This is a genomic window from Pseudomonas sp. GW456-12-1-14-TSB6 (assembly GCF_059424205.1).
Genome location: NZ_JBWKZE010000006.1, coordinates 65,989 through 83,410, shown reverse-complemented (window position 1 = coordinate 83,410; position 17,422 = coordinate 65,989). Strand labels below are relative to the sequence as shown.

Sequence of the window (17,422 nt, the reverse complement as noted above, 5' to 3'; positions counted from 1 at the left end):
GGGGGTCTGCATGCTCACCCTGCTCAATTTGCTGTCTGCCGTGGCCCTGCTGATCTGGGGCACGCATATCGTTCGAACCGGCATCCTGCGGGTGTACGGCACCAATCTGCGCCACGTGATCGGCCAGAACATGTCCAAACGCTGGCTGGCCTTTGTCGCCGGCATCCTCGTGACCGCGATGGTGCAGAGCAGCAACGCGACTGCCATGCTCGTGACGTCCTTTGTCGGTCAGGGCCTGATGGCGTTGACCCCGGCCCTGGCGACCATGCTGGGTGCCGACGTCGGTACGGCACTGATGGCGCGGGTGCTGACGTTCGACCTGTCGTGGCTGTCGCCGCTGCTGATTTTTATCGGGGTGATTTTCTTTCTGTCGCGCAAACAGACGCGGCTCGGGCAGATGGGCCGCGTGTCCATCGGGCTTGGGCTGATCATTCTGGCGCTGCAATTGATCGTCGAGGCCGCTGCGCCGATCACCCATGCCCAAGGGGTGAAGGTGATTTTCGCCTCGTTGACCGGCGATATCCTGCTCGACGCCTTGGTCGGCGCGCTGTTCGCGATGATTTCCTACTCCAGCCTGGCGGCCGTGCTGCTGACCGCCACCCTCGCCGGCGCTGCGGTGATCAGTCTGCCGGTGGCGATCGGTCTGGTGATCGGCGCCAACATCGGCAGTGGTGTGCTGGCGTTCATGAGCACCAGCATGCAGAACGCCGCCGGCCGGCAGGTGGCGCTGGGCAGCCTGCTGTACAAACTGATCGGGCTGTTGCTGATCATTCCGGTGCTGGATCCGCTGGTGCACTGGATCGACAGCCTGGATTTCAGCCCCCAGGAAATGGTCATCGGGTTCCACCTGCTCTACAACACCGCGCGTTGCCTGATCCTGCTGCCGAGCGTCGGGCCGATGGCGCGGTTGTGTGCCTGGCTGCTGCCGGAGCGGCCGGAGGTCAACGGCACCGCCAAGCCCCGCCACCTTGATCCCACCGCGCTGGTCACGCCGAGCCTGGCACTGGCCAACGCCGCCCGGGAAACCCTGCGCATGGGCGACCTGATCGACAACATGCTCGACGCGACCCTCGACGTGCTGCGCGGCAAACAGACCGCCATCACTCAGGAAATGCGCAAGCTGACCGATGACGTCGAAGCGCTGTACAGCGCGATCAAGCTGTACCTGGCGCAGATGCCCCGCGAAGATCTCGGCGAGCAGGACAGTCGTCGCTGGGCGGAGATCATTGAGCTGGCGATCAACCTCAAACTGGCCAGCGACCTGATCGAACGCATGCTGCGCAAAGTGCAGCAGCAGAAGACTTCGCAACGCCGGTCGTTTTCCGAAGACGGACTGGAAGAGCTGGCCGGGCTGCAACAGCAATTGATCGCCAACCTGCGGCTCGGGCTGTCGGTGTTCCTCAGCGGCGACAAGGAAAGCGCCCGCCAGTTGCTGCGCGAGAAACGTCGCTTTCGCGCCCAGGAACGGCGTCTGGCCCACGCCCATGTCAGCCGATTGCAACGCAAGATCGTGCAGAGTATCGAGACCAGTTCGTTGCACCTGGAGCTGATTGCTGACATGAAACGTTTGAACTCGCTGTTCTGCAGCAGCGCCTATGTGGTGCTGGAAACTTCCGATACCGGCGCGCTGGCGGCGGACGATATGGCGGACATCACGCATTCGCCTTGAACGTCTGGGGTTGTGGTCAGTCAGTAACTCAAGGTTCGGCCTCGCGGCCGGACTGACGACACGGATCTCCAATTCAGCCGTATGGAAGCTCGTTATGCGTTGCCTGTTGTTCGCTTGTCTGCTGCTCGGTTCCCTGCCCGCCTTCGCCCTGGATCGTTTTCAGGTCGAAGGCTATGCGCTGCCCAACGGGCTGCAATTGCTGCTCAAGCCCGGCACCGAGCGTGGGCACGTGGCGATCCGGCTGGTGATCGGCGTCGGTCTCGATGATTTCGACTGCAATGAAAAGGAGCTGCCGCACCTGCTCGAACACTTGCTGTTCAGCGGCATCGACGCCACCGGTGAAGGTGGTCTCGAAGAGCGCATGCAGGCACTCGGCGGTGACTGGAACGCCTTCACCAGCAACGCCGACACCACGTTCGTCATCGAAGCCCCGGCGAAAAACCAGCGCAAGGTCCTCGACCTGCTGCTGGACCTGCTGACCCAGACCCGCTTCGACGACAACGCGATCAACGCGGCCAAACGGGTGGTCGAGCGCGAGGACGGCGGCCATTACACCCGGCTGCAACGCTTCCTCGACCGGCAGGACCTGGGCCACACCGCGAGCAATCAACTGGCGGTTGAACTGGGCCTGAAATGCCCGCAGCGGGCCGAAGTCGATGGCCTGACTCGCGAGCAGCTGGAGAAGGTGCGCAAGGCCTGGTACGCGCCGAACAACATGACCCTGATTGTCGTTGGTGACCTCGACAAACTGCTGCCGGCCTATCTGGAACGGGCGTGGGGCGCACTTGAAGCGGTCGAACCGAGCGAACACCGTCCGTTGCCGGACATCCGCGCCAGCGCTGCCCACGAACGCACGATCACTCGCGGCTTCATCGGCAACAGTGCCAAGCTGCACTGGCTGGTGCCGGAGCCGGTGCTGGACGACCAGTACGACGAAACCTTCGACCTGCTCAAGGAATACCTGGAGTGGGCGCTATACCGCCAGTTGCGCCTGAACCACGGTTTGTCCTACGGGCCGTGGGCCGAGCGCGAAGTGTTCGGCGGCGTCGGTTTCATGAGCCTCAACGCCGACCTGGATCGCGGCGATATCGCCGAAGCCGAGCAGGTGCTGGAAGACCTCAAGGCCGACCTGCTGAAAAACGGCCTCGACGCCGACACCTTCAATCGCTTGAAACAAGCCGCCATCGCCCACCAGGCCTGGGCCGTGCAAGGCACCAGCGCCATGGCCGACTATTACTGGAGCGCGCTGAGCGACTACGAGGATGGCCGCTTTGCCGATCCTGCGCGGGAGCTGCAAGGCGTGACGCTGGAGGCGGCGAACAAGGCCATGCGCGAGTTGTTGCTGCAACCGGGCTATTTGCGGATCGAGAAACCGCTGCTCAGCGACGATCAGGTGTTGTGGCTGCTGGCGGGCGGATTGGGCGTGCTGGTGCTGATTCTGCTCGGCTGGCGCCTGCATCGGCGCAAGTCCGTGCATCCGGAATGACCGGCAGCCTCGCCACACGGCCCGGCGGGCGGTACTCTGTCGGGGTTTTTTCCTCGACTCTCGTGAACCGCCCAAATGTCTAAATTGACCCTCCTGATCCAGCGCATTCTCGAACTGATGAAGCGCTACCCCGGGGTCATTGCGCTCGGCGGTTTCATCTCCGGGGTCGGCAGTTTCATTCTGGTTGACCGGCAACAGGGGCTGGCGAGCTGGATCACCACGATCATGCTGCTGAGCTGGATCTGGCTGATGCTGGAAAACAGCCTGACCAAGCTGTTCACGCGAATCTTCAAACGGGAAATCCCCCAGCCGCTGCTGCGTTACGCGACGCAGATGATCCACCAGGAAAGCCTGTTTTTCGTCCTGCCGTTCTTCTTCATCACCACCACCTGGAACAGCGGCCAGCTGTTTTTCACCGGGCTGCTGTGCATCGCGGCGCTGATCTCGATCGTCGACCCGCTCTACTACAAGTGGCTGGCGCCACGGCGCTGGGCGTTCCTCGCGCTGCACACCCTGACCCTGTTTGCCGCCCTGCTCACGGCGCTGCCGGTGATCATGCACCTGACCACTTCGCAGAGTTTTAAATGGGCGCTGGGGATTGCGGTGGTGTTGTCGTTCCCGAGCCTGGCGTCGATCTTCCCGATCCGCACCGTGCGCAATGCCCTGGCGATCCTGTGCATTACGGTCGGCATCGGTGGTGTGGGCTGGGTCCTGCGTTCGTGGGTGCCGCCGGCGACGCTGTGGATGACTGACGTGGCGATCAGCACCCAGGTGCAGGACCGGGTTCCGGGCGCCAGCCTCAAGGAAGTCAGCGCCGAGCAGATCCGTGGCGGCGGGCTCTACGCCTACACCGCGATCAACGCGCCGCGCGGGCTCGACGAGCGGATTTATCACGTCTGGCAGTTCAACGGCAAAGAGGTCGACCGCATCGCCCTCGACATCCACGGCGGGCGCAAGGAAGGCTACCGGGCCTGGACCCACAAGCAGAACTTCCCCGGCAACCCGGCGGGCAAGTGGCAGGTGCGAGTGTTGACCGAGGACGGTCAGGTGATTGGCGTGCTGCGCTTCGAGGTCACGGACAGCACACCGACCAAAGAAAAGTAACCGGGTTCGTGCTATTACGTAGGTTCGTCTCGATAGCCGAACAAGCACGGAGCTTATGACCAGCAGCCCAATGACCGGCAGTGCCCGCCTGGACACCTCGATCACCCCTGCCCGCCTGCGGGTGACCGGGGACTGGACGCTTGCCCATTACGCCGACCTCAAGCAACTGAGCGAAACGCTCCACGGCCAGTACGACGCCAACACCCCCATCGACCTCAACGGCCTCGGCGCCCTCGACACCGCCGGTGCGTCGCTGCTGGTGGAGCTGCTCGGCTCGGAGCGGCTGGGCAAGTCCGCCGAACACCCCGATTGCACGATTTCCAGCGCCGACCGCGCCTTGCTGCAAACTGTGTATCGTTCGCTGACCGACTTCTGCGTGCCGATCAAGGAACCGGAAATCAGCGTCAGCGTGCAACTGCTGACGCGCATCGGCCGGGCCGTCGACACGGTCTGGCGAGACACCCTGCAATTGCTCGGCTTCGTCGGCCTGATTCTCGAAACCATCGCCCGCAGCCTTTTCCGGCCCAAGCGCTGGCGGATCACGCCGATGATCGCCCACATCGAACAGACCGGCCTCGACGCTGCGCCCATCGTCGCGTTGCTGACCTTTCTGGTGGGCGCGGTGGTGGCGTTCCTCGGGGCGACGGTGCTGGCCAGTTTCGGCGCCAGCGTGTTCACCGTGGATCTGGTGGGCTTCGCTTTCCTGCGCGAGTTCGGGGTGCTGCTCACGGCGATTCTGATGGCCGGCCGCACCGCCAGTGCCTTCACCGCGCAGATCGGCTCGATGAAGGCCAACGAGGAAATCGACGCGATTCGCACCCTCGGCCTCGACCCCATGGAATTGCTGGTGGTGCCGCGGGTGCTGGCGCTGCTGGTGGCGCTGCCGATGCTGACCTTCCTCGCGATGATTTGCGGGATCGTCGGCGGCGCGGTGGTTTGCGCGGTGTCGCTGGATATCTCGCCGGCGATGTTCCTGTCGCTGCTGCAAAGCGACATAGGGATTCAACATTTCCTGGTGGGTCTGGTCAAAGCCCCGATCTTCGCGTTCCTGATCGCCGCTATCGGTTGTCTGGAAGGCTTCAAGGTCAGCGGCAGCGCCGAATCGGTCGGCGCCCACACCACCTCAAGCGTGGTGCAATCGATTTTCGTGGTGATCGTGCTCGATGCGGTTGCCGCGCTGTTTTTCATGGAGATGGGCTGGTGAGTCGTCTACCCCGCGCGCCCTCCGAGGCGGTGATCGAAGTCCGTGGCCTGTGCAATCGCTTCGGCAGCCAAAGTGTGCACGAGAACCTCGACCTCGACTTGTACAAAGGCGAGATCCTGGCCGTGGTCGGCGGCTCCGGCAGCGGCAAATCGGTGTTGCTGCGCAGCATCGTCGGCCTGCGCCAGCCCAGCGAAGGCATGGTCAAGGTGTTCGGCCAGAACCTGCCGAGCCTGCCGGAGCATGAGCGTTCGCTGATCGAGCGGCGCTTCGGTGTGCTGTTTCAGAAAGGCGCGCTGTTCTCGTCGCTGACCGTCACCGAGAACGTCGCCCTGCCCCTGATCGAACACGCCGGTCTGAGCCGCGACGACGCCGAGCATCTGGCGGCGGTGAAGCTGGCGCTGGCCGGGCTGCCGCTGTCGGCGGCGGACAAGTACCCCGCTTCGCTGTCCGGCGGGATGATCAAGCGCGCGGCGCTGGCCCGGGCGCTGGCGCTGGACCCGGACATCCTGTTTCTCGACGAGCCCACCGCCGGTCTCGATCCGATTGGCGCGGCGCAGTTCGACCAATTGATCCTGACCCTGCGCGATGCCTTGGGCCTGAGCGTGTTTCTGGTGACTCACGACCTCGACACGCTCTACACCATCACCGACCGCGTCGCGGTATTGGCGCAGAAGAAGGTGCTGGTGGCCGGTCCCATCGACGTGGTCTCGGAAACCGACGACGCGTGGATTCACGAATACTTCCACGGCCCTCGCGGCCGCTCGGCGCTGGACGCCGCCAAACAGCTCAACGAGGTCTGACATGGAAACCCGAGCCCATCATGTATTGATCGGCCTGTTCACGGTGATTGTGGTGGCAGGCGCCCTGCTCTTCGGTCTGTGGCTGGCCAAGTCCAGTGTCGACACCGAGTTCAAGGATTACGAAGTCGTGTTCAACGAGGCGGTCAGCGGCCTGTCCCGGGGCAGCCCGGTGCAGTACAGCGGGATCAAGGTCGGCGACGTGGTCAGCCTGCGCCTCGACCCGCAGGACCCACGTCGGGTGCTGGCACGGATTCGTCTGGCCGGCGACACGCCGGTCAAGGAAGACACCGAAGCCAAACTGGCCCTGGCCGGGATCACCGGCACCTCGATCATCCAGCTCAGCGGAGGCACGCCGCAAAGTCCGAAACTCAAGGGCCATGATGGCAACCTGCCGACCATCGTCGCCTCGCCCTCGCCCATCTCGCGGCTGCTCAGCGACAGCAACGATTTGATGAGCGGGGTCACGACGTTGCTCAGTAATGCCAATCAGATGTTCTCTGCCGACAACATCGAGCGCGTGAGCAAGACCCTTGAGCATCTGGAGCAGACCACCGGTTCGATCAACGATCAGCGCGGCGACCTGCGTCAGGCCATGCAGCAACTGGCGACGGTCGGCAAACAGGCCGGCAACATGCTCGAACAGACGTCCGCGCTGATGCGCAACGCCAACGGCCTGCTCAACGATCAGGGCAAACAGGCGCTCGGCAGTGCCGAACAGGCGATGAAATCCCTGGAGCAAAGCAGCGTCACCATCAACGGCCTGCTCAGCAAGAATCAGAATTCCCTCGACAGCGGCATGCAGGGCCTCAACGGCCTGGCCCCGGCGATCCGTGAACTGAGGGAGACTCTGAATTCGCTGCGCGCCATTTCCCAACGCCTGGAGGCCAACCCAAGCGGTTACCTGCTGGGCAGTGACAAGAACAAGGAGTTCACGCCATGAAGCTGACTCGCCTCGCCCTCCTCGCCGGCTTCACGCTGATCAGCGCGTGCTCGATCCTGCCCAAGTCCGAACCGTCGGATGTCTATCGCCTGCCGGCGGCACAGGCACCCGCCTCGGCCGGTTCGGCAGCGGCTCAGCACTGGTCGCTGCGCCTGAACAAACTGCAGGCCAGCGAAGCGCTGAACCGGCCGAGCATCGCGGTGATTCCTCAGGGCGATGTGATCAGCAGTTACAAGGCCTCGCGCTGGAGCGATCCGGCGCCGGTGCTGGTGCGTAACCGGATACTGGATGGATTCCAGCGAGATGGCCGGATATCGCTGTTGAGCACCGACGACAGCAACTTCCAGGCGGATCTGGAACTGGGCGGCAGCCTGCAGGCGTTTCAGACCGAGTATCAGGGCACGCAGGCCAGCGTGGTGGTGCGGGTCGATGCGTTGCTGGTGCGCGGTTATGACCAACGGATTCTCGCCAGTCGCCGATTCGAAGAACGTCAGCCGCTCGGTGATGTGAAGGTCCCGGCGGTAGTGGCCGGGTTCGGGCAGGCCAGTGATCGCCTCACCGCGAAGGTGGTGGCGTGGGCGGTGGAGCAAGGCCAGAAAGTTGCCCCTCCTGCCCGGCCTTGAGCCTTAACCGAAGAACCAGTAGCAAACGCCGATAGCGCCGAGCACACCCGCCAGCTCGGCCAGCAGCGCACAACCTACGGCATGCCGGGCGCGCTGGATGCCCACCGCGCCGAAGTAGACCGCCAATACGTAGAAGGTGGTTTCGGTGCTGCCCTGAATCGTCGCCGCGACCAGCGCCGGGAAGCTGTCCACGCCCGAGGTTTTCATCGTTTCGATCAGCATCGCCCGGGCGGCGCTGCCGGAGAACGGTTTGACCATGGCGGTCGGCAGCGCATCGACGAAGCGCGTGTCCCACCCTGCCCACTCCACCAGATGGCGAATGCCGTCGAGGCCGAAGTCCAGCGCGCCCGATGCGCGCAATACGCCGATCGCGCAGAGCATCGCCACCAGATACGGCAGCAGGTTCTTGGCAACGTCGAAACCTTCCTTCGCACCTTCGACAAAGGCCTCGTAGACCTTCACCTTGCGCAAGGCGCCGATCACCAGGAACAGCATGATCAGGCCGAACAGCGTCAGGTTGCCGAGAATCGACGAAAGCCCCGCCAGTGCGGCGGCCGACATTGTCGCGAGCAACGCCATGAAACCGCCGAGAATCAGCGCGCCGGGAATCAGGTAGGCCAGCACCACCGGGTCCCAGACCCGCAGGCGCTGCATGAACGCCACCGACAGGAAGCCGACGATGGTCGAGCAACTGGTGGCCAGCAGGATCGGCAGGAACACCAGCGTCGGGTCCGGCGCGCCTTGCTGGGCGCGATACATGAAGATCGTCACCGGCAGCAGGGTCAGGGACGAGGCATTCAGTACGAGGAACAGGATTTGCGCGTTGCTGGCGATGGTCGAGCTGGGGTTGAGCTCTTGCAGCGCCTTCATGGCTTTAAGGCCGATCGGCGTGGCGGCGTTATCCAGGCCCAGGCCGTTGGCGGCGAAGTTCAGGGTGATCAGGCCGATGGCCGGGTGACCCGGCGGCACTTCCGGCATCAGCCGCAGGAACAGCGGGCCCAGCGCTTTGGCCAGCCACTCGACAATCCCCGCCTTCTCGGCGATGCGCAGGAAACCCAGCCACAGGGTCAGCGTGCCGAACAGCAGCACCATGACTTCGACCGACAGCTTGGCCATGGCAAAAATGCTTTCCACCATCGCCGCGAAGATCCCGGCATTGCCGCCGATCAGCCATTGCCCCAGCGCCGAAACGGCTGCCACGATGAAGAAGCCAAGCCACAGGCCATTAAGCATCAGTCAAATCCCCCGGAAGATGCGGCGAATGATAGCGGGGTCGCCAGAAACGACAAACCCCGGATTTCTCCGGGGTTTGTCAGGGTGCCTTGCGGGCGGGGATCAGTTATTCGAAACGTCACCGGCCGGCAGTTTTTCCTTGCTGCGCCAGTGCGGCAGCGAGTTCCAGTAGCGCTGGCCCTTGGCGTCGTCGTACATGCCTTCCCAACGAGCGATGACCAGTACGGCTAGGGCGTTGCCGATCACGTTCAGGGCGGTACGCGCCATGTCCATCACACGGTCGACACCGGCGATGAAGGCCAGGCCCTCCAGCGGAATACCCACGCTGCCCAGGGTGGCCAGCAGCACCACGAAGGACACGCCCGGCACGCCGGCGATGCCTTTGGAGGTAACCATCAGGGTCAGGACCAGCAGCAGTTGCTGGCTGATCGACAGGTCGATGCCGTACAACTGGGCAATGAAGATCGCCGCGATGGACTGGTACAGGGTCGAGCCGTCGAGGTTGAACGAGTAACCGGTCGGCACCACGAAGCTGCAGATGGCTTTCGGTGCGCCATAGGCTTCCATCTTCTCGATCACCCGTGGCAGCACGGTTTCCGAGGAGGCGGTGGAGTAGGCCAGGACCAGCTCATCCTTGAAGATGCGCATCAGCTTGATCACCGAGAAACCGAACATCTTGGCGATCAGGCCCAATACCACAAAGGCGAAGAAGGCGATGGCGACGTAAACCAGGATCACCAGCTTGGCCAGCGGCAGCAGCGAGGCGAAACCGAAGTTGGCCACGGTCACCGCGATCAGGGCGAACACGCCGATTGGCGCGTAGTTCATGATCATGTGGGTGACTTTGAACATGCTTTCCGAGACGCCCTGGAACATCTTCACCAGCGGCTCGCGCAGGTCCGACTGCAGGCTCGACAGACCGAGACCGAACAGCACGGAGAAGAAGATGATCGGCAGCATTTCGCCGCGAGCCATGGCCGCGAAGATGTTCGACGGGATCAGGTTGAGGATGGTCTCGATGAACGCGTGTTCATGCTGCACTTCGGCGGCGGTCGCCTGGTACTTGGAGATGTCCACAGTGCCCAGGGTGCTCATGTCGATGCCGGCACCCGGATGGAACAGGTTGGCCAGCAGCAGGCCGACGATGATGGCGATGGTGGTGACGATTTCGAAGTAGATGATGGTTTTCAGGCCGATGCGCCCGAGTTTCTTGGCGTCGCCCACGCCGGCGATGCCGACGATCAGGGAAGAGATAACGATCGGGATCACGATCATCTTGATCAGACGGATAAAGATATCGCCTGCCGGTTGCAGGACGTTGCTGATCCACCAGGCCTTTTCGGCGCTGAAATGGTTGAGCAACGCGCCGATTGCAATCCCCAATACCAGACCGATGAGGATCTGCCAGGCGAGGCTAAGCTTTGCCTTCTTCATTATCTTTACCCTTACTTGCGTTTGACTCAGGCACATGCAGGAACTGGAACGCTCATCAGCGGAAAAGTCTGTGCATCTGCCTCCGTATAAGGTGCCCCGAAGCGCGTGTTTACGGCTCTCCGGCAGGCGAAAAAAGGCGCAACTATTCCGATGCAAGGTTGCGCCGTCTAATGCCGTAAACGCCTACCCCATGCCGAATCGGCATGAGCTTTTTTTTATGAAACTGGCGTCCCAACCGGTTCGAATACGACATTTCGGCAGGCATAAGTGCCGTGAACCGGCCATTACAGCGTAGGTTGGTTATTTTTTGAACGGGTGATTTCGACGAAAAATTTGGGAAAAAGCCTACGTTCGGAAACTAAATGTCCGACTGATTCGGTCGACTCTTTCTCGATATACGGTCGCCAGGAAACACCGCGAAATGCTTTCGCATGCAGTGTGAGCGATAAAAAAGTTGAGCAGAACGCTCTGGATCAACGTTTTGTCACGTTGAAAGCCCAGCGCAAGTCCGTCGAACCACTCCGGTTGGCGAACTTGCGTCGCAGCTTTTACCCTGACCCGGCCCTCATCGCAGGCACTCCCTGTACCCGTAGGTCACTCCGACCCTGCAACAGTCAGAACGTCCCGGCCCCCTGGTCATGCACCGGCCTTCCTCGGGCCGACGCAATGGAGGACAGCCTTTCGGCTGCCCTCGTGTTCAATACCAGTTCGGATCTTTCTTCAGCGTTTCCATCAGAAGGTTTTGCATGCCCTGATCGGGTTTGCCGAGGAAGCGGTAGGTGGCATGTCGCGTTGGCGACTTGTCCGCCGGCAGTCCTTCGGGCACATCCACAAGCATGGCGTAAGCGTCTTTCTTGTCGAAACTGAACGCGACGATCAAGCGATGGTTCATGCATTTGTCTGCGGATTCGCAGAGCGGGCCGACCAGATACTTGTCGCCATCTTCGGTCACGGCATTCATCTGCTGGTCAGGTGTGCCGGACAGGTTCATCACCCATTCCGGCAGGCGTTCTTCCTTCTTCACCACGCCTTCCCAGGTTTCCCTGTATTGCGGGTCGGAACTCAACAGTTCGTTGACCCGCGCCTGACCGTCATTGGCCGCGATTGCCATGGCACTACCGCCCAGGAGCAGGGCGGCTGCCAGTGTCTTTAACCCCTTCATGTTCAACCTCGACCGCGACGGCCAAAGAAGAAGGAAGCGATGAACATCACCAGGAACACGACAAACAGAATCTTGGCGATACCCGTGGCGGTGCCCGCGATACCACCGAAGCCCAGTACTGCGGCGATGATGGCAATGATCAGGAATGTGATTGCCCAGCTCAACATGGTGATTCTCCTTGCTTCTATTTAGGGATGTTGCCGGTCTCGGCGCGTAGGCGCCCAGATTCGTTGATCAGAAAACCCAGCGTTCTTCACGGGGCATGTCGCCCAGCGGTTGTGGCTGGTCGACGTCCATCATGCGCATCGCGCCGTTGTCGGCCTGGCTGCTGCTGACGGCGCTGAAGTGCGTCTGCGTCGCGTGTTGCATGGAAATCAGGGGCTCAGGCTGCTGGCTCTGCTCCCAGCGCAGATATTGCTGGCAGGCGATCAGAGTGATCAGCAGCGCAAGTGCGCCAAACAGGGCCTGCTGCAGATGCAGTGGCGAAATACGCATTTGGGCGGCACGTTGGCGAGTCATCCTGGGTTCCTCACTCTTGTTCGGTGGGGGCAGTGCATTTCTGCCCGGGCTGAGTGATGTATTGCAGCCCGCATGCCAGCTTTTTTGTTTAAAAAAATCTAATAAAATCAAATAGTTATAGATGCTGCAAAAGTTACTGACGACGCATCCTGCACGATGACCCTCGCGGCGTCGTGCGTAATGCACGATTATTTCGTAGGAGAAATCATTCTTTTTGAATTGAGAGCAGGGTGCGGATGTCAGAAAAGGAGGCAGGAAACCGTCCTGAAACTGTGCGATGTTTAAAAAATCAACAAAATCAGTGGATTAGCTATGAGGGCAGGAGAGAGCTACCCTGCTATGACTGGAATCGATCAGAATCAACCATGCAACTTGCCCGATTTTTCCGGGACTAACCCAAGACATTTACTTATGGAGCGTAGGAAAAATGGAATCAGCCACTGAGCACCAAGGCCGCATTCTGCTGGTGGACGATGAATCCGCCATCCTGCGAACCTTTCGTTATTGCCTCGAAGACGAAGGTTATTCTGTCGCCACTGCCAACAGTGCGGCCCAGGCTGAAGCGCTGTTGCAACGCCAGGTGTTCGATCTGTGCTTTCTGGATTTGCGTCTGGGCGAAGACAACGGCCTGGATGTATTGGCGCAGATGCGCATTCAGGCGCCGTGGATGCGGGTGGTGATCGTCACCGCCCATTCGGCCGTCGACACCGCGGTGGACGCCATTCAGGCCGGCGCTGCCGATTATCTGGTCAAACCCTGCAGCCCGGATCAATTGCGCCTCGCGACCGCCAAACAGCTTGAAGTGCGCCAGCTGTCGGCGCGTCTGGAAGCCCTCGAAGGTGAGATTCGCAAACCCAAGGACGGTCTCGATTCCCACAGCCCGGCGATGAAAGTCGTACTGGAAACCGCGCGGCAAGTGGCGGGCACTGACGCCAACATCCTGATCCTCGGCGAGTCCGGCACCGGTAAAGGTGAGCTGGCCCGAGCCATTCACGGCTGGAGCAAGCGCGAGAAGAAATCCTGCGTCACCATCAACTGCCCGTCGCTGACCGCCGAACTGATGGAAAGCGAGCTGTTCGGTCACAGTCGCGGCGCGTTCACCGGGGCCAGTGAAAGCACGCTGGGTCGAGTCAATCAGGCCGATGGCGGTACGCTGTTTCTCGACGAGATCGGCGATTTTCCGCTGACATTGCAACCCAAGTTGCTGCGCTTTATTCAAGACAAAGAATACGAGCGGGTAGGGGATCCGGTCACCCGTCGCGCCGATGTGCGTATTCTCGCCGCCACCAACCTGAACCTTGAGGACATGGTGCGCGACGGACGTTTCCGCGAAGACCTGCTCTACCGTCTGAACGTCATCACCCTGCATTTGCCGCCGCTGCGCGAGCGGGCCGAAGACATCCTGACCTTGGCCGACCGGTTCCTCGCCCGCTTCGTGAAGGAATACGCGCGTCCGGCCCGGGGCTTCAGTGACGAAGCTCGCGAAGCACTGCTGGGCTATCGCTGGCCGGGCAACATCCGCGAGCTGCGTAACGTGGTGGAGCGGGCCAGCATCATTTGCCCGCAGGAGCGTGTGGAAATCAGCCACCTCGGCATGGCCGAACAACCGGCGAACAATGCGCCACGGGTCGGCGCGGCGCTGAGCCTTGACGAGTTGGAAAAGGCTCACATCGGCGCAGTATTGGCGACTGCCGGGACCCTCGATCAGGCCGCCAAGACCCTGGGGATCGACGCCTCGACGCTGTATCGCAAGCGCAAGCAGTACAACCTGTGAGCATCCGCGGATGAAACTGGCGATGAAGTTGCGGACTCGCTTGTTCCTGAGCATTTCCGCGCTGATCACCGTGGCCTTGCTCGGGCTGATGCTCGGGCTGGTCAGCGTGATGCAGATGGCCGGCACTCAGGAGGCGCTGATCCGCAACAACTTCGTCACCCTCGATCTGGGGCTCAAGCTGCGCCAGACCCTCGGCGATCAACTGATCATGATGCTCGCCGAAAAGCCCGACCCCGTGGCGTTCGAGGCGTCCAAACAGCATTACTTCCAGTTGCTCGACGAGGGCATCGCCCGGGAGCAGAAAGACGACGATCGCCAGTATGGTTTCAGTCAGGCCAAAGCCGATTACCTGAGCTTCCTCCAGGCGTTCGACATCTCCCGCGACCCGGCTGCTGCCCTGAGCGGCGGTGGCGACTTGCGTGAGCGCTTCAACACCCTGCGCAACGGATTGATTACCGAGCACAAGCACGCACTGGAGAACATCAATTCAGTCCAGCATGCCGCCCGCGACCGCGCATTGCTGATCGCTGGCCTGTTGGGACTGGTGGGGCTGGCGGTGCTGATCATTGGCTTCGTTACCGCCCAGGGCATTGCCCGGCGGTTTGGTGCGCCGATCGAAGCGCTGGCCAAAGCGGCGGACAATATCGGCCAAGGCAATTTCGAGGTGACCCTGCCGGTGTCCTCGGCTATGGAGATCAACCTGCTGACCCGGCGCTTCGGGCTGATGGCCGAAGCCCTGCGCGAACATCAGGCGACCAATGTCGACGAATTGCTCGCCGGCCAGCAGCGCCTGCAAGCGGTGCTCGACAGCATCGATGACGGTCTGCTGATGATCGACCGTCAGGGTCGTCTCGAACACTTGAACCCGGTGGCCCAGCGACAACTGGGCTGGGACAGCGACCGTTTCGGCGAAGGCCTCGGCACGGCGCTTCAGCGACCGGAGCTGGATGCACAGCTGCAACTGGTGTTGCGCGGCGGCAACCTTGAGCGGGCGCCGGAAGATTTGAGCATTGAGGTCGACGGCGAAACGCGCCTGCTGACCTACAGCCTGACGCCGGTCAGCCATACCCAGGGGCATATTCTCGGCGCCGTGATGGTCCTGCACGACGTCACCGAGCAGCGCGCCTTCGAACGGGTGCGCAGCGAGTTCGTGTTGCGCGCCTCTCACGAACTGCGCACGCCGGTCACGGGCATGCACATGGCGTTCGGACTTTTCCGCGAGCGGGCGAAGTTTCCTCCGGAGTCGCGCGAATCCGATCTGCTCGACACGGTCAATGAAGAAATGCAGCGTCTGATGCAGTTGATCAACGATCTGCTCAACTTTTCGCGTTATCAGAGCGGTTTGCAGAAACTCACACTGGCGCCGTGTTCCATCGAGGACCTGCTTGAACAGGCGCGTTTGCGTTTCGCCGATTCGGCAGCGCAGAAGGGTGTTACCTTGACCGTCGAAGCGCAGAGCCCGCTGCCACGCTTGCAGGCGGATCAGGCGCAGCTCGATCGAGTCCTCGACAACCTGATCGACAACGCCTTGCGCCACACGGCGCGCGACGGGCTGATCCGCTTGCAGGCCCGTCGCCATGGCGAACGGGTGATCATCAGCGTCGAAGACAACGGCGAAGGGATTGCCTACGGTCAGCAAGGGCGGATTTTCGAACCCTTCGTTCAGGTGGGCCGCAAGAAGGGTGGGGCCGGGCTGGGTCTGGCGCTGTGCAAGGAAATCGTCCAGTTGCACGGTGGGCGGATGGGCGTTTACTCGCGGCCGGGGCAGGGCACGCAGTTCTATATGGCGCTGGCGGTTTAGGCTTCGTCGTCGATCCGGCGGCCGGCGAGTCGCCGTCCACGGGTAATCAGTTCGATGAACTGCACCGCGCTCAAGGCGTGGGCGAACAACCAGCCCTGACCGAACTTCACCCCTTCGCTGCTCAGCAGCGCCGCTTGTGACTCGAATTCGATCCCTTCGGCAATCACCTTCAGGTCCAGCGCCTGGGCCATGTGAATGATGTGTGGCGCGACACCGCTGCTGGCAGCGTCATGGCCGAGGGCGTCGATAAATGCCTTGTCGATCTTCAGGCAATCCACCGGCAGGGTTTGCAAATAGGCCAGGCTGCAATAGCCGGTGCCGAAATCGTCGATCAGCACCTGATGCCCGACATCGCGCAGCGCCTGCAGGTTTTCCCGGGCTACTACCACATCGATCAGGCCGCGCTCGGTCACCTCGAAAGCAATCTGCCGCGCCGCCACCCGATGCAGGGTCAGCAGCCGCGCCATGACCTGGCCGATGCGCGGCACCATCACGTCGCAGGCGGCCAGATTCACCGAGATGTACAGCTGCGGATTGGCCCGCAGCAACTGACCCAACTGCTCGAGCAGGCGTTGCAGGACGAAGTCGGTCATCTGGCGAATCTGTCCGGTGTTCTCGGCCATCGGGATGAACAGGTCGGGGCTGGTCAGCGTGCCGTCCGGCCGGCGCCAGCGCAGCAGGGCTTCGGCACCGACGCAGTTGCGGCTGTCGAGATCGAAGATCGGCTGATAAAGCACCTGCAACTCGCCACGGCGGATGGCGCCGTGCAGCTCGGCGTCGAGCGACTGGCGCTGGCGCACGACCCAGAACACCAGAACGCCCACCAGCGCACCGAGCACCAGACAGAAAGGCACCATCCACCACCAGAGCTCCGGAATGTGCATGCCCGAGCGCGGGCTGATCAGCACCAGTTGGTATTCCGGGTTGTCAGTGGGCATGCGGTAGATCAGGTGTGACTGAGTGACTTGCAGCGCGTTCGGGGTTTTCGGCGGCCAGGGCTCGGTGGGCGGCCAGACCTGTGGAACGCCGAGCACCGGAATCGCCCGGGTCCCGTGATCCAGCACTACCAACAGGCTGCTGCCGGGCAACAGGTCGACCATGTCGGTGAGATGTCCGCGCGAGGTGGCTACGCGAAAGTTGCCGCGCCCGAGCATCAGCGCTGCGCGGTTTTCATCGGGTTCGGTGGTGGTGTTCAGCCAGTAGCTGTAGGTCGGGCCCTTGATGTCCGGAGGACGGATCACCGACAGGCCTTCCTGGCGCGGACGGTTGGAGCAAATCCGCGTGGCGTCCATGTAGGCGGCTTCATAGACGAAGCGGTAGTTGAACGTCACTTGCTGCAACGTGGCGATCATTTCGTCGTCGCAGCTGCGCAAGGGCTGGGCTTCGAGGTCGTCGAGGCTTTCGCGCAACTGGCCGAAGAGTTGCTCCAGACGTGCCAGGAACCGCTCGCCCTGGGCGTTCATTTCCTGGCTTTCGCTTTGCTCGACCTGGCGCACGGCCACGAACAGCCCGCCAGTGATCAGCAGGCTCGCACTGAGGACAGCCGCGATCATCGCCAGAAACCAGGGGCGATAAAACCAGCTACGCAGCGTCTCTCGGGTAGCAACCATCATGGATATCCGAAGAATTACCAATGAGTTATAGCTGCTGATTGCGATTTCGCCCTGACCGTC

The 17,422-nt window shown here is 61.9% G+C and carries 15 protein-coding genes; 9 read left to right on the top strand and 6 right to left on the bottom strand.

Going from position 1 to position 17,422, the window contains the following annotated elements; translation table 11 throughout:
• The first annotated feature begins 10 nt into the window (after positions 1-10).
• The 7 genes from AC07Y2_RS07455 (at position 11) to AC07Y2_RS07425 (ending at position 7,826) form a co-directional block, all read left to right on the top strand.
• On the top strand, positions 11-1,669 hold the full coding sequence (locus AC07Y2_RS07455) for a Na/Pi cotransporter family protein (RefSeq protein ID WP_074689766.1): 1,659 nt from the start codon (positions 11-13) through the stop codon (positions 1,667-1,669).
• A gap of 94 nt (positions 1,670-1,763) precedes the next feature.
• On the top strand, positions 1,764-3,155 hold the full coding sequence (locus tag AC07Y2_RS07450; protein ID WP_103385823.1) for a M16 family metallopeptidase: 1,392 nt from the start codon (positions 1,764-1,766) through the stop codon (positions 3,153-3,155).
• Between the two features lie 75 nt (positions 3,156-3,230).
• A complete protein-coding gene (locus AC07Y2_RS07445; protein WP_039764894.1) occupies positions 3,231-4,259 on the top strand; it encodes a DUF5924 family protein in 1,029 nt (342 codons plus the stop codon).
• Positions 4,260-4,314: 55 nt separating this feature from the next.
• Positions 4,315-5,463, top strand: coding sequence for an ABC transporter permease (locus tag AC07Y2_RS07440; RefSeq protein WP_064592455.1), 1,149 nt, complete (start codon positions 4,315-4,317; stop codon positions 5,461-5,463).
• Complete coding sequence (locus AC07Y2_RS07435; RefSeq protein ID WP_039764888.1) at positions 5,460-6,263, top strand: ABC transporter ATP-binding protein; 804 nt, start codon at positions 5,460-5,462, stop codon at positions 6,261-6,263. Before AC07Y2_RS07440 ends, AC07Y2_RS07435 begins: the two co-directional genes overlap by 4 nt.
• 1 nt (position 6,264) lies before the next feature.
• Positions 6,265-7,203, top strand: coding sequence for an MlaD family protein (locus AC07Y2_RS07430; protein ID WP_039764886.1), 939 nt, complete (start codon positions 6,265-6,267; stop codon positions 7,201-7,203).
• Positions 7,200-7,826, top strand: coding sequence for an ABC-type transport auxiliary lipoprotein family protein (locus tag AC07Y2_RS07425; protein ID WP_103385824.1), 627 nt, complete (start codon positions 7,200-7,202; stop codon positions 7,824-7,826). Before AC07Y2_RS07430 ends, AC07Y2_RS07425 begins: the two co-directional genes overlap by 4 nt.
• A 3-nt stretch (positions 7,827-7,829) precedes the next feature.
• Here AC07Y2_RS07425 and AC07Y2_RS07420 read toward each other — a convergent pair whose 3' ends face one another.
• The 5 genes from AC07Y2_RS07420 to AC07Y2_RS07400 form a co-directional block, all read right to left on the bottom strand.
• Positions 7,830-9,059 carry a nucleoside recognition domain-containing protein gene (locus AC07Y2_RS07420; protein ID WP_074689763.1) on the bottom strand — a complete coding sequence of 410 codons (1,230 nt, stop codon included), beginning with the start codon at positions 9,057-9,059 and terminating at the stop codon, positions 7,830-7,832.
• A gap of 102 nt (positions 9,060-9,161) precedes the next feature.
• Positions 9,162-10,493, bottom strand: a complete 1,332-nt coding sequence (gene gltP, locus AC07Y2_RS07415) for a glutamate/aspartate:proton symporter GltP (RefSeq protein WP_103385825.1) — start codon at positions 10,491-10,493, stop codon at positions 9,162-9,164.
• Positions 10,494-11,190: 697 nt separating this feature from the next.
• A complete protein-coding gene (locus tag AC07Y2_RS07410) occupies positions 11,191-11,655 on the bottom strand; it encodes an inhibitor of vertebrate lysozyme family protein (protein WP_039764879.1) in 465 nt (154 codons plus the stop codon).
• Between the two features lie 2 nt (positions 11,656-11,657).
• The gene (locus AC07Y2_RS07405) at positions 11,658-11,822 is read right to left on the bottom strand and encodes a DUF1328 domain-containing protein (RefSeq protein ID WP_003177151.1); all 165 of its coding nucleotides are present in this window, start codon (positions 11,820-11,822) and stop codon (positions 11,658-11,660) included.
• Positions 11,823-11,889: 67 nt separating this feature from the next.
• Complete coding sequence (locus AC07Y2_RS07400; RefSeq protein ID WP_039764878.1) at positions 11,890-12,174, bottom strand: hypothetical protein; 285 nt, start codon at positions 12,172-12,174, stop codon at positions 11,890-11,892.
• A gap of 427 nt (positions 12,175-12,601) precedes the next feature.
• On the opposite strand from AC07Y2_RS07400, the gene algB reads away from it, so the two are divergent.
• Complete coding sequence (gene algB / locus AC07Y2_RS07395; RefSeq protein ID WP_039764876.1) at positions 12,602-13,948, top strand: sigma-54-dependent response regulator transcription factor AlgB; 1,347 nt, start codon at positions 12,602-12,604, stop codon at positions 13,946-13,948.
• Positions 13,949-13,958: 10 nt separating this feature from the next.
• Positions 13,959-15,749: a KinB sensor domain-containing domain gene (locus AC07Y2_RS07390; RefSeq protein WP_103385826.1), complete on the top strand. Its 1,791-nt coding sequence runs from the start codon at positions 13,959-13,961 to the stop codon at positions 15,747-15,749.
• On the opposite strand, the gene AC07Y2_RS07385 is transcribed toward AC07Y2_RS07390, so the two are convergent.
• On the bottom strand, positions 15,746-17,359 hold the full coding sequence (locus AC07Y2_RS07385) for an EAL domain-containing protein (RefSeq protein ID WP_170844919.1): 1,614 nt from the start codon (positions 17,357-17,359) through the stop codon (positions 15,746-15,748). The two genes, AC07Y2_RS07390 and AC07Y2_RS07385, sit on opposite strands and share 4 nt — an antisense overlap.
• Between the last annotated feature and the right edge of the window lie 63 nt (positions 17,360-17,422).

Coding starts and splice junctions, on each gene's coding strand:
- AC07Y2_RS07455 (WP_074689766.1), top strand. CDS start 11: ATGCTCACCCTGCTCAATTTGCTGTCTGCCGTGGCCCTGCTGATCTGG.
- AC07Y2_RS07450 (WP_103385823.1), top strand. CDS start 1,764: ATGCGTTGCCTGTTGTTCGCTTGTCTGCTGCTCGGTTCCCTGCCCGCC.
- AC07Y2_RS07445 (WP_039764894.1), top strand. CDS start 3,231: ATGTCTAAATTGACCCTCCTGATCCAGCGCATTCTCGAACTGATGAAG.
- AC07Y2_RS07440 (WP_064592455.1), top strand. CDS start 4,315: ATGACCAGCAGCCCAATGACCGGCAGTGCCCGCCTGGACACCTCGATC.
- AC07Y2_RS07430 (WP_039764886.1), top strand. CDS start 6,265: ATGGAAACCCGAGCCCATCATGTATTGATCGGCCTGTTCACGGTGATT.
- AC07Y2_RS07425 (WP_103385824.1), top strand. CDS start 7,200: ATGAAGCTGACTCGCCTCGCCCTCCTCGCCGGCTTCACGCTGATCAGC.
- AC07Y2_RS07420 (WP_074689763.1), bottom strand. CDS start 9,059: ATGCTTAATGGCCTGTGGCTTGGCTTCTTCATCGTGGCAGCCGTTTCG.
- gltP (WP_103385825.1), bottom strand. CDS start 10,493: ATGAAGAAGGCAAAGCTTAGCCTCGCCTGGCAGATCCTCATCGGTCTG.
- AC07Y2_RS07410 (WP_039764879.1), bottom strand. CDS start 11,655: ATGAAGGGGTTAAAGACACTGGCAGCCGCCCTGCTCCTGGGCGGTAGT.
- AC07Y2_RS07405 (WP_003177151.1), bottom strand. CDS start 11,822: ATGTTGAGCTGGGCAATCACATTCCTGATCATTGCCATCATCGCCGCA.
- AC07Y2_RS07400 (WP_039764878.1), bottom strand. CDS start 12,174: ATGACTCGCCAACGTGCCGCCCAAATGCGTATTTCGCCACTGCATCTG.
- algB (WP_039764876.1), top strand. CDS start 12,602: ATGGAATCAGCCACTGAGCACCAAGGCCGCATTCTGCTGGTGGACGAT.
- AC07Y2_RS07390 (WP_103385826.1), top strand. CDS start 13,959: ATGAAACTGGCGATGAAGTTGCGGACTCGCTTGTTCCTGAGCATTTCC.
- AC07Y2_RS07385 (WP_170844919.1), bottom strand. CDS start 17,359: ATGGTTGCTACCCGAGAGACGCTGCGTAGCTGGTTTTATCGCCCCTGG.